The organism is Candidatus Enterococcus courvalinii (genome assembly GCF_017315945.1).
In the GTDB taxonomy this organism is placed as follows: Bacteria; Bacillota; Bacilli; order Lactobacillales; family Enterococcaceae; genus Enterococcus_B; species Enterococcus_B courvalinii.
Map to the genome: position 1 here is coordinate 1 of NZ_JAFLWI010000023.1, position 17,256 is coordinate 17,256.

Consider the following 17,256-nt stretch of genomic DNA (forward strand, 5'->3'; position numbering starts at 1 on the left):
ATGAAGGAGTTTTATTTATTTTTCTTTTGAATTAAGATCTTTTTTTATTTGTGTTGTAGAAATTTCAGGAGTTCTGGGCAAGTATATAACTTCTGCGTCTGTTAGTTGCTCTAATTCATCAAAGTGTCCTGCCCAGTCATCGCCCATTACAAAGTAATCAGCTTGAAATTCTTTAATATCTTTTGCCTTTTGATCCCAACTTTTTTCAGGGATAACTAAGTCAACGTATCGAATAGCCTCAAGAAGTTGTTTTCTTTTCTCATAGCTAAAATAACATTTTTTTTGTTTCTCTTCCCAATTAAATTCATCTGTTGAAAGAGCAACAATTAAATAGTCACCATATTCTTTAGCACGTTTTAGCAAGTTGATGTGTCCATAATGTAACAAGTCAAAAGTACCATAGGTAATTACTCTTTTCATTTTTCACCTCGTATAATCATTGATAATATGTTGTTAGTCTAGCACTTTTTTGATAGAATTGGAAGGAATTGTTTGTTTAAAGGGAATAAGTAAAGGTTATTGAGACAAATAATCTCTAGTGGAGGAGAAATATGTTTAATAAAAAAGTTTTTATGCGTATTAAAGGATGCTATTTTATTTATTTTAGTTTTATTTTAATGCTGCGAGCAATTGGACCATATTTATTATTGCCAACAAAATATGATACTCTATTGTTTTGGCCAGCGGGAATTTTTGGTTGCTTTTTAATAGTTATCGATTTTATTATTGGATTCAGAGAAAAAAAATTAAGAAAATATGATTGGCTGTTGTATAGTTTTTTAGGAGCTATGCTGATCAGTAGCTTGATGAATTTAGAATACGGCTATAGTCAAAATATCAAGCTATTGATGTGGCAAGCTATCTTTTTCTTTATTGTTTACCAGTTTGGAAAAGATTATGGTGCCAACTTCTTTTTTAAATTATTTGGCTGGTTAATTTCTATTGTATGGTTTATTAATAATACCATTTCTTTGTATATGTTCATTATTCAATATGGCGTCAAGATTCCAATTCAGTATAAATATTATCCTGTTAGACTAGGGTGGCTTGGAAATCGTTTGTTTGGTATCTATACAGATCCAAATTTTGGAGCAGTTATTTCATTTGTTGTTATCCTAATAAGTATATATTATTTGATTACTAAAACATCAATGCATCTGTTGCTAAAAACGTTCATTATTCTTAATATTACTATTCAGTTTTCTTTTATTGCACTCTCTGGTTCTAGAACAACTCTTGTATGTATGCTAATTGTTACTTTTGTATTTGCTTTCTTTTCATTCTTCAGTAGTAAATATCTAAAGAACAAAATAATTTATAAATGGATTGTTTCATTTCTAATAGGATGTGTTTCAATGCTCGGTGTATACACACTGAATTATGTAACTGCTAATGGTTGGGCATACGTACCAACGATTACTCATTTAAAAAATGTGAATGATCCAAACAAATCAAACAACTCGAATCAAAAAGTACCGCCAAAAGAAAAAGTCAATCTTGATAGACCAGATACAGAAGGAGGAGATATTTCTAATTTACGCTTCCAATTATGGGCAAGTGCTGTTGAAATCTTTAAGAGTAATCCAATGTCTGGGGGGTCTCCTGGTTATTATATTCAATATGCTCATGACAAACTCCCACACACTTTTATGGGGAAAGATAATCTGACTGCTCATAGCTTTATTTTCCTAATAATGGCTGCTACGGGCGGATTAGGGTTAATAACGTTCTTCTGTTTCTTTTTTATTCAATGTTATAAAACTTTAAGATATTGTTTTACACGAAATGATTTAGTTAAGGATGAAGTCTTTTTTGACATTTTGATTATGTTAACTATTGTAGTTTCTGCTTTATTTATTACTGAGCTTGTGTTAGTCAGCACAATTGGATCATTTGTCTTTTGGAGTCATCTTGGGAAGATTCAGAAAAAAATTTCAGAATAGTGTTTTTATAGTATAAATATCAAAAAATGAAATAAAAAGTGGATATTGTTTTTGTGACTGAAAGGTGCTAGTCTTTAATTATTGATGGATTTATTACTAGGAATATATTGGAGTTGAATTGAGTGGACAACATATTAATCACTGGCGGAGCCGGATTTATTGGTTCTACGCTAGCAAATTATTTAAGTAAAGAAAATAAAATCGTTGTTGTGGATGACTTATCCATGGGAAAACAAGAAAATTTGATTTCATCAAACAATATTAAATTCGTAAAAGGCGATGTAGCAGATAAAATGCTGATGGAACAGTTGCTTTCTGAATATTCATTTGCTTATATTTTTCATTTAGCTGCGGTTGCAAGTGTGGCAGATTCTGTGGAGCGTCCTGTTGCAACACATCGTGTGAATTTTGAAAGTGTATTGACATTATTAGAATTGATTCGTCAGCATCAGCCTAATCTAAAGCGTTTAGTCTTTAGCTCTTCAGCTGCTGTGTATGGAGACGAATTGACTTTGCCAAAACAAGAAGAGTCGGTGATCCGTCCGTTGACACCTTATGCCGTAGATAAATTTGCTGCGGAACAGTATGCTTTGGATTACTATCATTTGTACGATATACCAACTAGTGCGGTTCGTTTCTTCAATGTTTTTGGACCAAATCAAAACCCTAACTCACCTTATAGTGGTGTTATCTCAATTTTAATGGATCGCTACAAGAAACAGTTAGCGGGCGAACCAGCTGTTTTCACTTTGTTCGGTGATGGTAGCCAATCAAGGGACTTCGTTTATATCGAAGACGTGATTCAAGCGTTGATGCTGGTGGCAACGAAAGAGGAAGCTTTAGGGAAACAATTCAATGTAGGAACAGGTAATAGTACAACATTACTTGAACTTATCCAGGCAATTGACAAGATTTTGAATGTGAAGTTAGAGTTAAAATTTGAAGAAGAGCGTTCAGGTGATATTCATGATTCATTGGCAGATATTTCAAAAATCAAAACGTTAGGTTATCAACCAAAGTTTGATATTTTGGATGGTATGAAATGTTACATTGAAAGTGAGTTTACTGATTAAAGGTTTTATATTGTAACAAAATAGCAAGGTGGTATTTTTATCTACCACCTTGCTATTTTTTGTAGCGAAAATTATGAAGGAAGTTTTTTTCCAGTCAGAATTTTATAAAGTTGATTTCTAATAGCGACTGCACCGGGTTTTATTTTTGTGTCAGATTGGATATTACTTTGCATAACAATGGCATTTTTTGTATCTTTTGTCATCGCAACGACAGAGTGAAACCGATTGATGTTTCCTTGTGCTAGAATGTAATTTTCTCCACTGTAAACACCACCACTATAGGGATGCTTTAACTGATTGTTTTGCCAAAGTGAAAAGAGCAGTTTTTTTGAAATAAGTTGTCCAGATAACACTTTTGTGAAAAAGGCTGCTAGATCATACGTATTCATACTGATATTCCCCGTTCCTAATTCGTTATGAATCGCAGTTTCATTTTCATCCAATGCTTTCCAGTAGTCATCATCAGCCGTCATTTGATAAGAGGTAGCATGCTGAGGAGAATTTTTGACATTTTCATAAAAATCAGTATGGTGTAATTGTAGAGGTTGAATTAATGATTCCGATAACAATTCTTCATAACTTTTGTTAGTTAACTGCATTAGAATTCCTGTCAACAAAGTAAAGTTTAGTGGTTCATAATGATAAGTTTGATAATCAGTCCATTTTAAATGCTCTACGGTGAATTGAACGATGTCACGATCATTTAGTGGAATAGAAGGCTGTTCGGTTTTATGCAGGCCAGATCGCATCACCAATAAGTCATGAATTGTGATTGTTTGACTACCTGGAATCTGTGGGTAGAAGGTAGCTAAAGGTGTGGTAAAACTAATTTTTTTCTGTTCAATTTGCTTTAGGATGAGCAGAGCAGTCATCGCTTTTTGGATTGAACCAATCTGATAGTCAAGCGATAAAGAATTTAGTTGATTTGTTTCTTTGTTTGCATAACCATAAGTTTTTTCTAAGATAATTCGATTATTTTTTCGAACATAGATTGTGCCAATGTAATCCGATTTTTTCAAGAATTGGTCCATTTGTGTTGCTGTTTTTTCTTCGGAATCGGTTAGTTTTACCACAGTTGTTGGCTCTGAATCCGTAATTGGCTTGATTATGTCAGAAAGAAGGAGCAGATACCAGCCTGTGGCCACGCCTAATCCCAGAAGAAGAGTTAAGATAGAAAGAAGAATTTTTTTCTTCTTTGCTTGCTTTTGCTGATTTTTTTTATTGTGCATAGGACTATCCTTTCTGATATTTTTAAAACACTTTTATTTTAATACGCGGGTAAAGGTGATTCCTACTAACAATTTTGCAATAAGATATTTTATGAAAAGAATTCACTCTGAAAGGAATTTCATGTATAATAGACGGAGTTATGAACTTGAGAGTAAGGAGGAGTTGTTTTGTCAGAAAACAAACAACATCCAGAAGAAAAAATTAAGAATGAACACACGACAACGCAAGATGTTATAGTTAAACGTAAAAATTTGCGTAAAAAAGAAGATAAGATCGTTGGCAAGATCATTTTAGTGATTGTGATCACTTTACTGGCAATTGTAGGCGTATTTGGTTTTACTACCTATAAATATGTTGAAAGTGGCTTGCAACCGTTAGACAAATCAGATAGTCAATTAGTTCAAGTAGAAGTTCCAACTGGTTCTTCAAATAAACAAATCGGTGAAATCCTCGAAAAGGATCATGTTATCAAAAGTGGTATCGTTTTTAATTATTATACGAAATTTAAAAATTTAACCGGTTTTCAAGCAGGATTTTATCAAATGTCTCCAGACATGACTTTAGATGAGATTGGCAAACTACTGCAAGAAGGTGGAACTGCTGAAGCAAAAGCAGTTGCCGATGGAAAAATCACGATTCCTGAAGGTTATGATATTGACCAGATAGCGAGTCGAGTGGCTAAAATCACTGGGAAAGATAAGCAAGAATTCTTAGATTTAATGACAGATGAAGCTTTCTTAAAAGAGTTGTATCAAAAATTCCCAGAACTGCTAGAAAGTACATCTCAAGCTAAAGATGCGAAATATCATTTAGAAGGTTATTTGTTCCCAGCTACTTATGATTATTACAAGGATACGTCCTTGAAAGATTTAGTTATCCAAATGGTTGAAAAAACAGACTCAGTTATGCAAGATTACTATACAACAATCAAGCAACAAAATCATACTGTTCAAGAGATATTGACTTTGGCTTCTTTAGTTGAAAAAGAAGGCGTCAAAGAGAACGACCGCAAGAATATTGCACGAGTTTTCTACAACCGAATTGAGTCAGATATGCCATTGCAAACGGATATTTCCGTTTTATATGCGCTTGGCGAACACAAAGAAACCGTTAGCTATGCAGATACTGCAGTTGACTCTCCATACAACTTGTATACAAATTCTGGATTTGGTCCAGGACCATTTGATAGTCCTAGTGAGGAATCCATCAAAGCAGTCTTATCTCCTGCAGATAATGATTATTACTATTTTGTAGCAGATATCAGTACAGGAAATGTTTACTTTGCCAAAACGTATGAAGAACACTTAGAATTAGTTGAAAAATATGTCAATAAATCATAAAATAAATTAGTGTTATTGATTCATTTTTAGAAAAACATTTACATTTTAGAAAAAGCATGGTAATCTTTTTTGGACTATAGTCCATAAAGGGTTACCTTTTGTGGTAGTTTATTGAGATGAAGGAGACGTTACGAATGGTAGAGAAAGTTTACCCAATGACGCTAGAAGGAAAAGAAAAGCTAGAACAAGAATTGGAAGAATTAAAAACAGTTAAACGCGGAGAAATTATTGAGCGTATCAAAATTGCTCGGAGCTTTGGCGATTTGTCAGAAAACTCAGAGTATGAATCAGCAAAAGATGAACAAGCTTTTGTAGAAGGACGTATTACAACGATTGAAACAATGATTCGTTTTGCACAGATCATTGATAATAACGGCGTTGATTCTGACGAAGTTTCAATCGGAAAAACAGTTACATTTGTTGAACTTCCAGATGGGGACGAAGAAGAATATACTATTGTTGGTAGTGCTGAAGCTGATCCATTTTCTGGTAAGATTTCAAATGACTCTCCAATTGCACAAGCTTTGATTGGAAAGGTAAAAGGCGATGAAGTAACAATCACTACACCAGGTGGAGACATGTTAGTTAAAATCGTTAAAGTTGAACAAGCTTAATTTTGTTAACAGACCTAGAGCGTAATCAGTTGATTCGTCTAGGTCTTTCTTTTTGGTTTATTTGATAAAAAAATAATTTTTACAACCAGAGACCTATAGTAAAGCCTCAAAAAAATAGGTATGATGAAGAAAGCGAGTAGGAAAGGAGCAAGCTGATGAATAGTTCTTTACGATTTTTTTTCGTAGTCGAAACCTTATTGCTATTATTTGCTGTTTGGCAAATTGTTAATAATACAGAAATCTTGATCTTCGTGGTTTTTGGTATACTCAATATTTATTTGGCACTGCGCAAGAAACCACGCAAAAAATTTCAAAAATTTCAATTGATTCTAGGGAGCTTGATCCTCTTTTTCAGTTTGATTAGTAGTCCAGCACTCTGGTTGATGCTGATTTTTGCCGTGTTGTTTATTGGATTAAAAGGTGTTGAAATCTCTGGTATTGATTTAACTAAAAATGCTTTTTGGCGAAAAAAACAAATGATGATGATTCAAACGGAACAGCTGAAATCTCATAACAACGAACGCACCAAACAACAACTAATTGGAAATCAAAGAATTGGTTCAGATGTGTATGAATGGGATGACATCAATATTGCAATTGCCTCAGGTGATACGATCATTGATTTAGGAAATACCTTGTTACCTAAGGATGATAATATTGTGATTGTTCGAAAAGGTATAGGCCGAACAAGAATTCTTGTTCCGTTAGGGATCGCCATTAGTCTAGAGCACGCGACGTTATTTGGAAATGTTTATTTTGAAGAAGAACAATTTTCATTAAAAAATGAGTCAATAAAAATCTATAGTAATGATTATGACGAAAACCCTCGGCGATTGAAAATCATTACGAATACGTTGCTTGGTGATGTTGAGGTGATTCGTGTATGATTGGAAAAATCTCCCGACAAATGATTGCTTTTTATGCTTCACTGGGTACATTTATGGTTATTTTATTTGCTATGTTCACCTATTTTTATGCAAGTAAACAGACGCATTGGTGGGCGGAATTATTTCAGGCAAGATTACTTTATGTACCACTGATTTTTCATTTATTTGCGATTTCCTTGGGTGTAGGTTTATTGACTTTTTTGATCGTATCAGTTGTTCAAAAAGCCAGATATGGTAAAATCGAAGAAAAGTTACGAGCTGTTTCTTCTGGCAACTATGATGCGAAAATTTTGGATCAGCCAATCTTAGCACCAACCGATAATGAATACATCAAAGATATTGACCAAGAAATCATTAAAATCAAAGAGAAAATGATTGAAGTTTCTAGTGAACTTCAGATCTTAACAAGTCGTCCGCAGTATGTAAATGGACAAACAAAAGAAGAAATCTTAGAATTAGAGAGACATCGATTAGCCCGTGAATTGCATGATTCTGTTTCACAGCAGTTATTTGCTGCCATGATGATGATGTCTGCTTTGACTGAACAGGCAGAAAAAAGTGACACCCCAGAAGTCTTTCGGAAACAATTGCGCATGGTCGCAGAGATTATAAATGCTTCTCAATCAGAGATGCGCGCGTTATTATTACATTTGCGCCCTGTTAATCTGGAAGAGAAAAGTTTGAAACAAGGAATTGAGCAATTATTAAAAGAATTACAAAATAAAATTCAAATTTCGTTGAAGTGGGAGATTGAAGATGTTCAATTATCCAGTTCGATTGAGGATCATCTTTTCCGGATTGTGCAAGAGTTGCTTTCAAATACATTACGCCATGCAAAAGCGAATGAATTAGAGGTTTATTTGCATCGGATCGATAATAACCTATTACTACGTGTTATTGATGACGGAACAGGATTCAATATGAACGAAACGAAAACGGGAAGTTACGGTTTAGGGAATATCAAAGAACGTGTTGCAGGAATTGGTGGCACAGTGAAAATTATTAGCTTTAAAGGACAGGGAACGAGTGTCGAGATCAAGGTTCCTTTAATTAAGGAGGTATAACGGCGAATGATAAAAGTAATGCTCGTAGATGACCACGAGATGGTACGTTTAGGTGTTTCTTCCTACTTGTCTATTCAGGATGATATCGAAGTAGTTGGAGAGGCTGAGAATGGTTTAATTGGCTATGAAAAAGCAATGGAGCTTCGGCCAGATGTTATTCTAATGGATTTAGTGATGGAAGAAATGGATGGAATCGAGTCAACAAAAGCTATCTTAAAAGATTGGCCAGAGGCAAAAATTATTATTGTCACGAGCTTTATTGATGATGAAAAAGTGTATCCTGCGATTGAGGCTGGTGCCGCAGGCTATTTATTAAAAACTTCGACTGCGCATGAGATCGCAGATGCGATTCGTGCAACGCAACGTGGCGAGCGAGTGTTAGAACCAGAAGTAACAACCAAAATGATGGAAAAAATGAGTCGGCGAAACGAACCTATTTTGCATGAAGACCTGACGAAACGAGAGAATGAGATCCTGATGTTGATTTCTGAAGGAAAGAGTAATCAAGAAATTGCAGATGAGTTATTTATCACTTTGAAAACAGTCAAAACCCACGTTTCAAATATTCTAGCAAAACTTGAGGTTGAGGATCGTACCCAAGCAGCAATTTATGCATTTAAACATGGTTTGGTCAAATAACGAATCGATCAATAAACAGACAATTGATAATAGAATACTGCTTAAATTTAAAAAGAAGGTAGGGCAAGACTAATGGTGTTTTGTCCTGCTTTTTATTTTTTTGCGAAGAGAAACTAGAAATTTTTTGAAGGATAAAGGTTTGAATAAGTCTCGCCTCTTTTGTTTTTGAAAAGGCTTTGCTATACTTGAAAAGAAATAAGAATGAAGAGGAGTAATGACTTGAAACAAAATTTTGCAATCATCGGTCTTGGTCGATTTGGTGGCAGTATCTGTCGCACGTTGATTGAATCAGGACAAGAAGTTTTGGCAATTGACAGCAATGAAGATCGTGTAAATGAATATATGAATATTGCTACGCATGCGGTGGTAGCAAATGCGCAAGATGAGATGACTTTGCGTTCGTTAGGCATTCGTAACTTTGACCATGTGATTGTGGCAATTGGTGAAGATATCCAAGCCAGCATTTTAGTGACACTAATGGTCAAGGAGATGGGTGTACCAAATATACTGGTGAAGGCACAAAATGAGTATCATGCACGGGTTTTAGAAAAAATTGGCGCAGATCGCGTAGTACATCCGGAAAGAGACATGGGGGTTCGTATTGCGCATAATTTAGTTTCAAAAAATATTTTAGATTATTTAGAACTGACGGATGCGTACTCATTAGCTGAGATTCGAGTAGCCAATCCTAAATTTTTCAACAAAACACTAGGCGAACTAAATTTCCGACAACGGTTTGATTTAACTGTTGTGGCCATTCGTCGAGTTGATCGAACAGTCGTTGTTTCTCCAGCTGCAGATGAATTTGTCCGCCAAAATGACAATTTATTAGTAATCGGAGAAACAGAAGATGTAGAGATGCTAGATGATAAAATGAATCAATAATTATAGGGGTGAATGATTTTGACGAAGTTAACAGTAACACCTGCAGCACAAGAATGGTTTAAAAAAGAAGTGAATCCACCTGAAAATCTTGGCATTCGCTTTTTCGGAAAAGTTTATGGTAAAACAGAGGTACACGAAGGTTTTTCGATTGGATTATCAGTTGAAGAACCGGAAAATGTGATTGAAGAAGAACTGATTGATGGCATGAAATTTTTTATTGAAGAAGCCGATGAATGGTTTTTCAAAGGATATGATTTGGTTGTCGACTATGATGCCAAAAAAGATGAACCAGCTTATCATTTTGAAAAAAATGATTAAAAATAAAACAAAAAGAACGGAGAAATCATTGGTTGGTTTCGCCGTTCTTTTTTGATTAATGACTCTAGTCTGTTTCGTTCGCAAAACAAAAATTACGCGAGAGTTTAGGGAGTCAAGGAGCCTTTATTTTAATAGCCAGAAAGCAACTGTACTTGATTGACTGCAAGAGTCTGATCTGAAAGATAACTTTCAAGGTTCTTGAGAAAAATGTCCATAAATTTAGTTTGAAAATGGGGAGTCAAGCCAGCAATATGTGGTGTGATCAGTACATTTTCCATTGACCAAAGTGGACTGCTTTTTGGCAGTGGTTCCTCTTCAAAGACATCTAACGCTGCAAAAGCTAGTTTCTTTTGATCTAGCGCGTCAATCAATTCGTCGGTCTTAACAGATGGTCCACGGCCAACATTGATGAAGAGCGCTGTTGGTGAAAAGAAAGTGAACAATTCTTGATTAAATAGGCCGTTGGTTTGTTCGGTCAGCGGCAAGATGTTGATTACAATATCCATCGTCGGTAAGACCTCTTTAAGTTTTGCTAATGGAAAGGTCTCTTTAATATGCTCTACTGGTCGACCGGTCGTATTGATACCATAGATTTCCATTCCAAAAACTTCTGCTCTTTGAGCGACCATTTTACCGATATGCCCAGTACCAATAATCAGCAGCTTTTTCTTTTGGATTGCTTGATAGTGAATGTCAGAACCAAGCCATTTTTGAGCAACTTGTGCTTTTTGTGCCTGCAGAAGACCACGAGAATACCCAAAAATGATACCCATCAAATGCTCAGCAATTGATTCACTATGGATACCACTACCATTTGAAAGTAAGATATCTTGTTTTGAAAATTCTTCTAATGGTAAGGTGTCGACACCAGCAGAAATGGATTGAACCCATTTCAAATTATTGCTTGCTAGTAGCTCAGACTGAAATTCACGATTCCAGCCCAAGCTGATTTCAACTTGTGAAAGTTCAGCAGAGGTTAGCTCTGTTTTAAATTGATAATTTGGTGCAAGTGTCTCGATTCTTTCGATGAATTCGTCACGAAAAGGACGAGTGGAGTAAATAATTGGCTGTTTCATAGATTAGACCACCTTTCTTGCCTTAAGTGTAGCGCAAAGTATGAAAAGTTTGAAGTAAGTTGATGAGGAGAACAGCAAATAAAAAAAGCCATGACAAGTGTCATGGCTGAAATAGAATTATTGTTTTGGTAATTGAAATCTTGGCCAACCTTTACTTGCCTGAATGAAAATAAATAAGCCGACTAATGTGATGAATATACTTGTATCAAATGTTGGAACAAAAATTAAGATCACGGTAGAAAGAAGAGTTGGTAACGTGATCGCATAAATCATTGTTTTCAAACAGTCAAGGAATGTTGCTCTAGTTAAACGCAAACGAGCATAGATATAGCCTGCAAAGCTCGCAATGGTCAATGTAATCAGTAAGTTAAGAAAACTTGGATAAATTGTGATAATAAAAGTCACTGCTTTAATCCAGAATGGAATCGTTGAGTTCGCCAAAACCTCACGCATTTGTTGCCCATTCAAGTCAGCTAATGCCTCATTTGAATAATTTAAGGTCATCTCATTGCTACCTAACAAAGAAGTAGTCGTACCAGAATTTGGTAAGGCAATAACCATTTGATCTTTCAGCATGCCAACACTGATAAAATTCCCCATCAAATCAGTAGAAATGTCATGTTCAGAACGTTTCCCATCAGGATCAAAAGTAAAAATGATGGAATTTGTTTGATAAATGAAACCTTCAGCGCCATGAGCATCTAATTGCCCATCTTTGATTTCAAAATCAGGGATTTTTTTGGCGATTTGTTGTCCATCAGTCTTGATGTTATCCAAAACTTGAAAGACTTGGAATGAAATTGGTAAAGCCATGATTACGCTTAGCGCTAAAAGATAAAGAATCGATTTCCAAAAAGGAGTTTGTCGTGCCTCTTTGAGATTTTTGAATTGTGTAAATGAACTGAATATTAATTGTTTTGTTGTCATAATAGCTCCTCTTTAGTATTGTCTTCAACAGCAATTCTAGCGAAGTATAGCTGGAAATACAAGAGAAGGAGGCAAAATTACAAGATTGATTGGCTGTTAATCGGAAAAATGTTATCCTTACAGAAAGTAGTTGTTTGTTTTTTTATAAATCAACAAAACTATTTACTAATTTTTTAATAATCTGGCTGAAAGTTTTTTGAAAATATCGTATGATAAATAAGAATTTTAATAAGGGTAGGTTCAAAAATGAAAGTATATTTGCAAATCAAAGAATTTTTAGAAGAAAAAGGGTACTGGGAAATTTTTGTGTACATTTTTTTTGGTGGGTTAGCAACGGTGGTAAACTTTGTGACCTTTGCGTTAGCATTACAAATATTTGGTTTCAGCATGGTCGTATCAAATACGATTTCCTGGATTTGTTCAGTGTTGTTTGCTTTTGTAACAAATAAAATTTGGGTTTTTCATTCTAAATCACCAAGTTTTTGGCACATGGTGGGAGAATTTGCAAAATTTCTTTTCTATCGAATTGTTTCCTATGGGCTAGACATGGGTGCGATGATTTTACTCATTCAGGGGTTAAATAGTAACGAGTATGTGGCTAAAATCATTACACAAATCTTAGTTGTTTTGGCTAACTATGCATTCAGCAAGTTATTTATTTTCAAAAAAACTGAGGTAATCGATGAAATCAAAGAAATCAAATAATCGAATCGAAGAACAATAACAAAAATCGTAGGCATAACTTTTGAAGAAATCTCAACTCTTTGTTACTCTTTTGAGTGTAAAGACTAACAGAATTATTGAGGAGGAAGATTTTCAATGACTTACACATTACCTGATTTACCCTATGCATATGATGCTTTAGAACCTTATATCGATGAAGAAACAATGCACCTTCATCATGACAAGCACCATAACACTTACGTTACTAATCTCAATGCAGCAATCGAAAAACATCCAGAACTTGGAGAAAAATCAGTAGAAGAACTAATTTCTGATATGGATGCTATTCCTGAAGATATCAAAACTGCAGTTCGCAATAACGGTGGCGGACACGCAAACCATTCATTCTTCTGGAAGATTATGGCACCAAATGCTGGTGGCGAACCAACAGGAGCAATCAAAGAAGCAATTGATACTGCTTTTGGTGACTTTGCTTCATTTAAATCAGAATTCAAAACTGCTGCAACTGGTCGCTTTGGTTCTGGTTGGGCTTGGTTGGCTATTGACAATGGCAAATTAGTTATTACTTCAACTGCTAATCAAGATTCACCTTTGATGGAAGGACAAACACCTGTATTAGGTTTAGATGTGTGGGAACATGCGTATTATTTGAAATATAAAAATGTACGTCCTGATTACATCGAAGCGTTCTGGAATCTTGTGAACTGGGATGAAGTAAACAAACAGTTTGAACAAGCAAAATAACATGTTTATATGTTAGTTCCATCTTTAGCTGTTTCCGGAAAAAGTAAAAACAGCCTTGCGAGCGTTTTCTAAATTCGGTATAATATTTTTGTAAGAAGAATTCTTACAAGAACATTTTTTGGAGGCTATACACTTATGGAACACGGAACAGTTAAATGGTTCAACAATGAAAAAGGATTTGGGTTTATTACAGTAGATGGCGGAGATGACGTATTCGTACACTTCTCAGCAATTCAAGGAGATGGCTTCAAGAGCTTAGAAGAAGGCCAAGAAGTTGAATTCACAATTGTTGAAGGTTCACGCGGACCTCAAGCTGCTGAAGTGACTAAATTATAATATCTGTTGAATCAAACGATCTTATCAAAAATACGTCCCCTTAAAAAAGTTGGATTTTTTTTTACGAGATCATACAAAAAAGGAGTTGTGGCTTGTGCTACGACTCCTTTTTTAGTCTGTATAAATGAATGAATTATAGAACGAAACGTTCTTTAATAAAGTGAACCAGTGAATGGATTTGTTTTTCAATGTATTGGATGGAAATTGTAACAACTGTAGGTTCTTCTTCAAATGTGGGCATGGTAAGTAACGTATCGGTTGTTCGGATGATCAAATCTGGTTGAACGACAAGGTCATTTGTCATAAACACATTGACGTAAGGACGTAAAGAATCATTGATCTTTTTCATGGTTGCTAGTTCTAGCGAATGAGGGAGGTCACTTTCAAATTTGACATTGACCTGTTTGTCAAAATACGTTGGAGGAGCAATGATCAAAAACGCTTCTGTCAAAATCCATGGCTGTAACCAATAAAGTGTCTGCTCATGGCTTTTGAACTCCGTGCATACTCGGGTCATTTCCTCTAAAAGATTGGGATGCTTTTCTTCTATATCAAAAATAAATTCTTTATTTAATGTTAAAAAATTTGGAAATAAGATAGCGTGTATCGAATTAGCTAATAAGGTTGCATTTAACAGTTTACGTTTTTTGATGTGGTTAAACTGATTTCGTTTTAATGTATTTAAATAAGAGAAAAATTTGATCAAAAATAGTCTTGCGGATGTTTGTTTTGCTAAATGAAGTTTTAATGCTCTTTCCAAAAAGTTTTCCGCTAAATAAAAATTTGTTTTCGATTGCATCCAAAGAAAAGAAAAGCGTAATTCTGTTTCCGAAAGCTTATCTCCGATTGCTTCCTGAAAGCTCTGCACTTCTTCCGAAAATTCTTTCCAGATTTGTGTGGTAAATGTGGGCAATGTACGGTTGTCAATCAAATGTCCTTGAGAAGATCGCAAAAAATTAACAGCAGAAATATAGCACCATTGGAGGGCTTTTATTTTATTTGGTTGCTGGCCTACAGCTTCAAAAAGGTTCTCTACATCAGATAATGTTTGTTCAAAGTCAATAGTTGAAAAAGGCCAAATTACCCCACGATAAGTCTCCCACAAAACTAAGTAACTAAAATAACGGATTTGTGTTTCCTTTCCTGTTAGATAAATGTCTCCTTTTTTGGTTTTTATTTGTATTTCATAAGGGGCAAGTTTTTTATTTAATTGTGTAATATGTCTACGTAAAATAAATTCACTGATTTCAAGTGAAACCAAAAAGTCCATTATTTGGATTTTTGAGACGAATATCAATTGATAAATTAGTTGAAAAATAGGAGACAAGGCTAAGATATCTGCATATAAAAGTTGATACTCTTTTGCATCACCTGTGAAGCGATAATGAGATGAAGTTTTGGCAAAATGAATCGCATATGGTAATTCTTGAATTTTTTGACAATATTGGGCTACTGATCGTTTGTCAGAGGAGAGCGAATGAGCAAGCTTCTCCAAAGAATAAGGCTTTTCTGAAAAGTAAAGTGTTTCAAGAATGGCTAACTGCATCTGGATTGGACGTTCTAAACTAAAAAATTGATTCATATAAGTTACTCCTTCAAAAATTATTTAAAATAGATAAGTTAGTAAAATTTGTTAAAAATTCTCATTTTTCGTCATGAAACTAACACAAAAAATAAGAAAAAATAACGTAAAACTACAAAAAGATAAAATATCTTATGATATTTTATCTTTTTTGCGTGTTATAGATTTATTTGTTTTATAAGAGTTCTTATCTATTCATGGTGAATATTATAATACATTTTTGATTATTTTTTAATCTTAAAGTAACAATTTCGTTTAATGGTGGTTATTTTATTGACTAACGAGCAAAATAATAGATTTTATAATATACCCTTGATAAACTCCGAATAACTTAAGTTGCTAGTGAATGAAAATACCTGAAAAGGCGCCTTTTAGGTATAAAAATCGGATATAAAGGGGAGGTCGTTAGCTACTTCACATATTTATTCTTTTGTTGGAGGACTGGACAGTTAGGAGATGTGTTTCAAAAAGGAGGATAAACATGAAAAAGGACTACCGAAGATTAATGGACCAAAAAGCAAGTACTAAGCGCCGATCAAAAAAATACTTGCTTGTAGGAACGTCGTTGGCAACAGGTATGTTGTTAGGGTTAGCCCCAATTTCAATTGCTACGCCACTTTTTACTCTTGAAACAAACGAAGTTTACGCAGATTTGATTAGCGGACAGCTATTCAGTAATTTAACTTCGTCTAATACAAGTGGAACTACCAGCTCTGCCCCTTTTCCTTTAGAAAATGCTAGTCGTGCTGTTGATTTTATCATTTCAGCGGATAGTGGAATTGATTTAAGTGTTTTACCAGGAAATCGTCTAGCAGTTCTAGCAATTCCAGAAGAAATGCAAGGAATAGTAACGCCAAACGGTGATGGAACATTCTCAACCGAAATTCTACTTCCTACGAATGCCTTAGATCCATTACTAACAGTTGTAAATGGTGCGGTGACTACCTTAGTGAATGGAATAAACGCCGCACTAGCACTTAACCCGTTAGCAACAGTAGATTTATCACAAGTTTATACACAGTTAGACTTATTGAATAACCTAAGTAATTTAACGGCTGCTGATGTTGCCTTACAACTCGAAGCACAAGGTGATGAATACATCTATGCCGAACTCGAAGGCGTTCTTGAAGTAATCATTCGTGAATCACTAACGGATATTTTAACAGATTTGAATAACGCAGTGCAATCTATCCAAGCAGTTCCAACTTCTGGCTCAGGGATAGCTGGCACGATTGCGGCAAGCGCAGTTAATGGAACGTTAAATGCTACACTTAAACCAGCTTTTACACTCACTTACAATACGGCTTTAGCTCTAGTTAATGTAGGTTCTTCGTTGATTGGTAATTTAGTAGATGGCAGTGTGCTTGGTCAAACAACTGTGACTATTCCAACGATGCTCCAAGATCCAACTTATCAAGACTTATTGACAGCGGGAGTAGACATCTCGAATCCCTATGAAGCAGGTTTTTTAGCAACGATGATTAAAACAAATCTGTTGTCGATTGACATTGCTTCAAATTATGACGGGTACACACCAGTTTTCTATGAGGCAAGTGATGTAACTGCTCCTTACAATGTTGTGGTAACTGGAAATGTGGCTGATGGCTATGAAGTCACGGGGATGGCTGATCCTGGTGCTACAGTAAGAATTTATAAAGATGGTGTATTAATTGGTGAAGGAACGGCGGATGAAGTAACAGGAAGCTTTACTATTCCAATTTCTTCAGATGACGTTGATCCATTAGATGAAATTCAGTTGATTGCTTACGATGAAAATGAGATTCCAAGTTTACCGACCCAAGCATTTATTCCGGATGAAGACGACGATGACGCGGATGCGGATGCCGACGCCGATGCTGACGCGGATGCGGATGCCGACGCCGATGCTGACGCGGATGCCGATGCCGACGCCGA

At 35.1% G+C, this 17,256-nt stretch carries 18 protein-coding genes; 13 read left to right on the forward strand and 5 right to left on the reverse strand.

The window, feature by feature from the left end; all coding sequences use genetic code 11:
• Positions 1–15: 15 nt before the first annotated feature.
• Positions 16–420 carry a glycerol-3-phosphate cytidylyltransferase gene (tagD, locus tag JZO71_RS11800; RefSeq protein WP_206899899.1) on the reverse strand — a complete coding sequence of 135 codons (405 nt, stop codon included), beginning with the start codon at positions 418–420 and terminating at the stop codon, positions 16–18.
• 131 nt (positions 421–551) lie between these two features.
• Between tagD and JZO71_RS11805 the strand changes: the two genes are divergently transcribed.
• Positions 552–1,943, forward strand: coding sequence for an O-antigen ligase family protein (locus JZO71_RS11805; protein WP_206899902.1), 1,392 nt, complete (start codon positions 552–554; stop codon positions 1,941–1,943).
• Between the two features lie 122 nt (positions 1,944–2,065).
• On the forward strand, positions 2,066–3,016 hold the full coding sequence (locus tag JZO71_RS11810) for an NAD-dependent epimerase/dehydratase family protein (protein WP_206899904.1): 951 nt from the start codon (positions 2,066–2,068) through the stop codon (positions 3,014–3,016).
• 71 nt (positions 3,017–3,087) lie between these two features.
• On the opposite strand, the gene JZO71_RS11815 is transcribed toward JZO71_RS11810, so the two are convergent.
• Positions 3,088–4,245, reverse strand: coding sequence for a serine hydrolase domain-containing protein (locus JZO71_RS11815; protein WP_206899906.1), 1,158 nt, complete (start codon positions 4,243–4,245; stop codon positions 3,088–3,090).
• A 168-nt stretch (positions 4,246–4,413) separates the two neighbouring features.
• Here JZO71_RS11815 and mltG point away from each other — a divergent pair, with 168 nt between their 5' ends.
• The 7 genes from mltG (at position 4,414) to JZO71_RS11850 (ending at position 9,993) form a co-directional block, all read left to right on the forward strand.
• Entirely contained in the window at positions 4,414–5,586 is a 1,173-nt protein-coding gene (gene mltG / locus JZO71_RS11820) for an endolytic transglycosylase MltG (RefSeq protein WP_206899909.1), read from the forward strand.
• 134 nt (positions 5,587–5,720) lie between these two features.
• Positions 5,721–6,200, forward strand: coding sequence for a transcription elongation factor GreA (gene greA, locus JZO71_RS11825; protein ID WP_067480720.1), 480 nt, complete (start codon positions 5,721–5,723; stop codon positions 6,198–6,200).
• Between the two features lie 155 nt (positions 6,201–6,355).
• The gene (liaF, locus tag JZO71_RS11830) at positions 6,356–7,087 is read left to right on the forward strand and encodes a cell wall-active antibiotics response protein LiaF (RefSeq protein WP_206899910.1); all 732 of its coding nucleotides are present in this window, start codon (positions 6,356–6,358) and stop codon (positions 7,085–7,087) included.
• The gene (gene liaS, locus JZO71_RS11835; RefSeq protein WP_206899912.1) at positions 7,084–8,151 is read left to right on the forward strand and encodes a two-component system sensor histidine kinase LiaS; all 1,068 of its coding nucleotides are present in this window, start codon (positions 7,084–7,086) and stop codon (positions 8,149–8,151) included. Before liaF ends, liaS begins: the two co-directional genes overlap by 4 nt.
• Positions 8,152–8,157: 6 nt before the next feature.
• Positions 8,158–8,790 carry a response regulator transcription factor gene (locus tag JZO71_RS11840; RefSeq protein WP_086270797.1) on the forward strand — a complete coding sequence of 211 codons (633 nt, stop codon included), beginning with the start codon at positions 8,158–8,160 and terminating at the stop codon, positions 8,788–8,790.
• A 219-nt stretch (positions 8,791–9,009) separates the two neighbouring features.
• Complete coding sequence (locus tag JZO71_RS11845; RefSeq protein ID WP_067480737.1) at positions 9,010–9,675, forward strand: potassium channel family protein; 666 nt, start codon at positions 9,010–9,012, stop codon at positions 9,673–9,675.
• A gap of 18 nt (positions 9,676–9,693) precedes the next feature.
• Positions 9,694–9,993 (forward strand): HesB/YadR/YfhF family protein, encoded by a 300-nt coding sequence (locus JZO71_RS11850; protein WP_067480740.1) that lies wholly within the window; start codon positions 9,694–9,696, stop codon positions 9,991–9,993.
• Between the two features lie 128 nt (positions 9,994–10,121).
• Here the strand turns inward: JZO71_RS11850 and JZO71_RS11855 are convergent, their stop codons facing one another.
• Both JZO71_RS11855 and JZO71_RS11860 read right to left on the reverse strand, forming a co-directional pair.
• Entirely contained in the window at positions 10,122–11,069 is a 948-nt protein-coding gene (locus JZO71_RS11855) for a phosphoglycerate dehydrogenase (protein WP_206899918.1), read from the reverse strand.
• 117 nt (positions 11,070–11,186) lie between these two features.
• A complete protein-coding gene (locus tag JZO71_RS11860) occupies positions 11,187–11,996 on the reverse strand; it encodes a DUF1189 domain-containing protein (RefSeq protein ID WP_206899920.1) in 810 nt (269 codons plus the stop codon).
• 246 nt (positions 11,997–12,242) lie between these two features.
• Here JZO71_RS11860 and JZO71_RS11865 point away from each other — a divergent pair, with 246 nt between their 5' ends.
• From JZO71_RS11865 to JZO71_RS11875, 3 genes are all read left to right on the forward strand, one after another.
• Positions 12,243–12,701, forward strand: coding sequence for a GtrA family protein (locus JZO71_RS11865; RefSeq protein WP_206899921.1), 459 nt, complete (start codon positions 12,243–12,245; stop codon positions 12,699–12,701).
• 114 nt (positions 12,702–12,815) lie between these two features.
• Complete coding sequence (locus tag JZO71_RS11870) at positions 12,816–13,424, forward strand: superoxide dismutase (protein ID WP_206899923.1); 609 nt, start codon at positions 12,816–12,818, stop codon at positions 13,422–13,424.
• A gap of 135 nt (positions 13,425–13,559) precedes the next feature.
• Positions 13,560–13,760 (forward strand): cold-shock protein, encoded by a 201-nt coding sequence (locus JZO71_RS11875; RefSeq protein ID WP_067480755.1) that lies wholly within the window; start codon positions 13,560–13,562, stop codon positions 13,758–13,760.
• Positions 13,761–13,893: 133 nt separating this feature from the next.
• On the opposite strand, the gene JZO71_RS11880 is transcribed toward JZO71_RS11875, so the two are convergent.
• On the reverse strand, positions 13,894–15,342 hold the full coding sequence (locus JZO71_RS11880) for an AcpB/EbpR/MafR family transcriptional regulator (protein ID WP_206899925.1): 1,449 nt from the start codon (positions 15,340–15,342) through the stop codon (positions 13,894–13,896).
• A gap of 481 nt (positions 15,343–15,823) precedes the next feature.
• Here JZO71_RS11880 and JZO71_RS11885 point away from each other — a divergent pair.
• Positions 15,824–17,256, forward strand: a 1,433-nt coding sequence (locus JZO71_RS11885; protein WP_242590616.1) for an adhesive domain-containing protein, incomplete at its 3' end; no start/stop codon positions are given.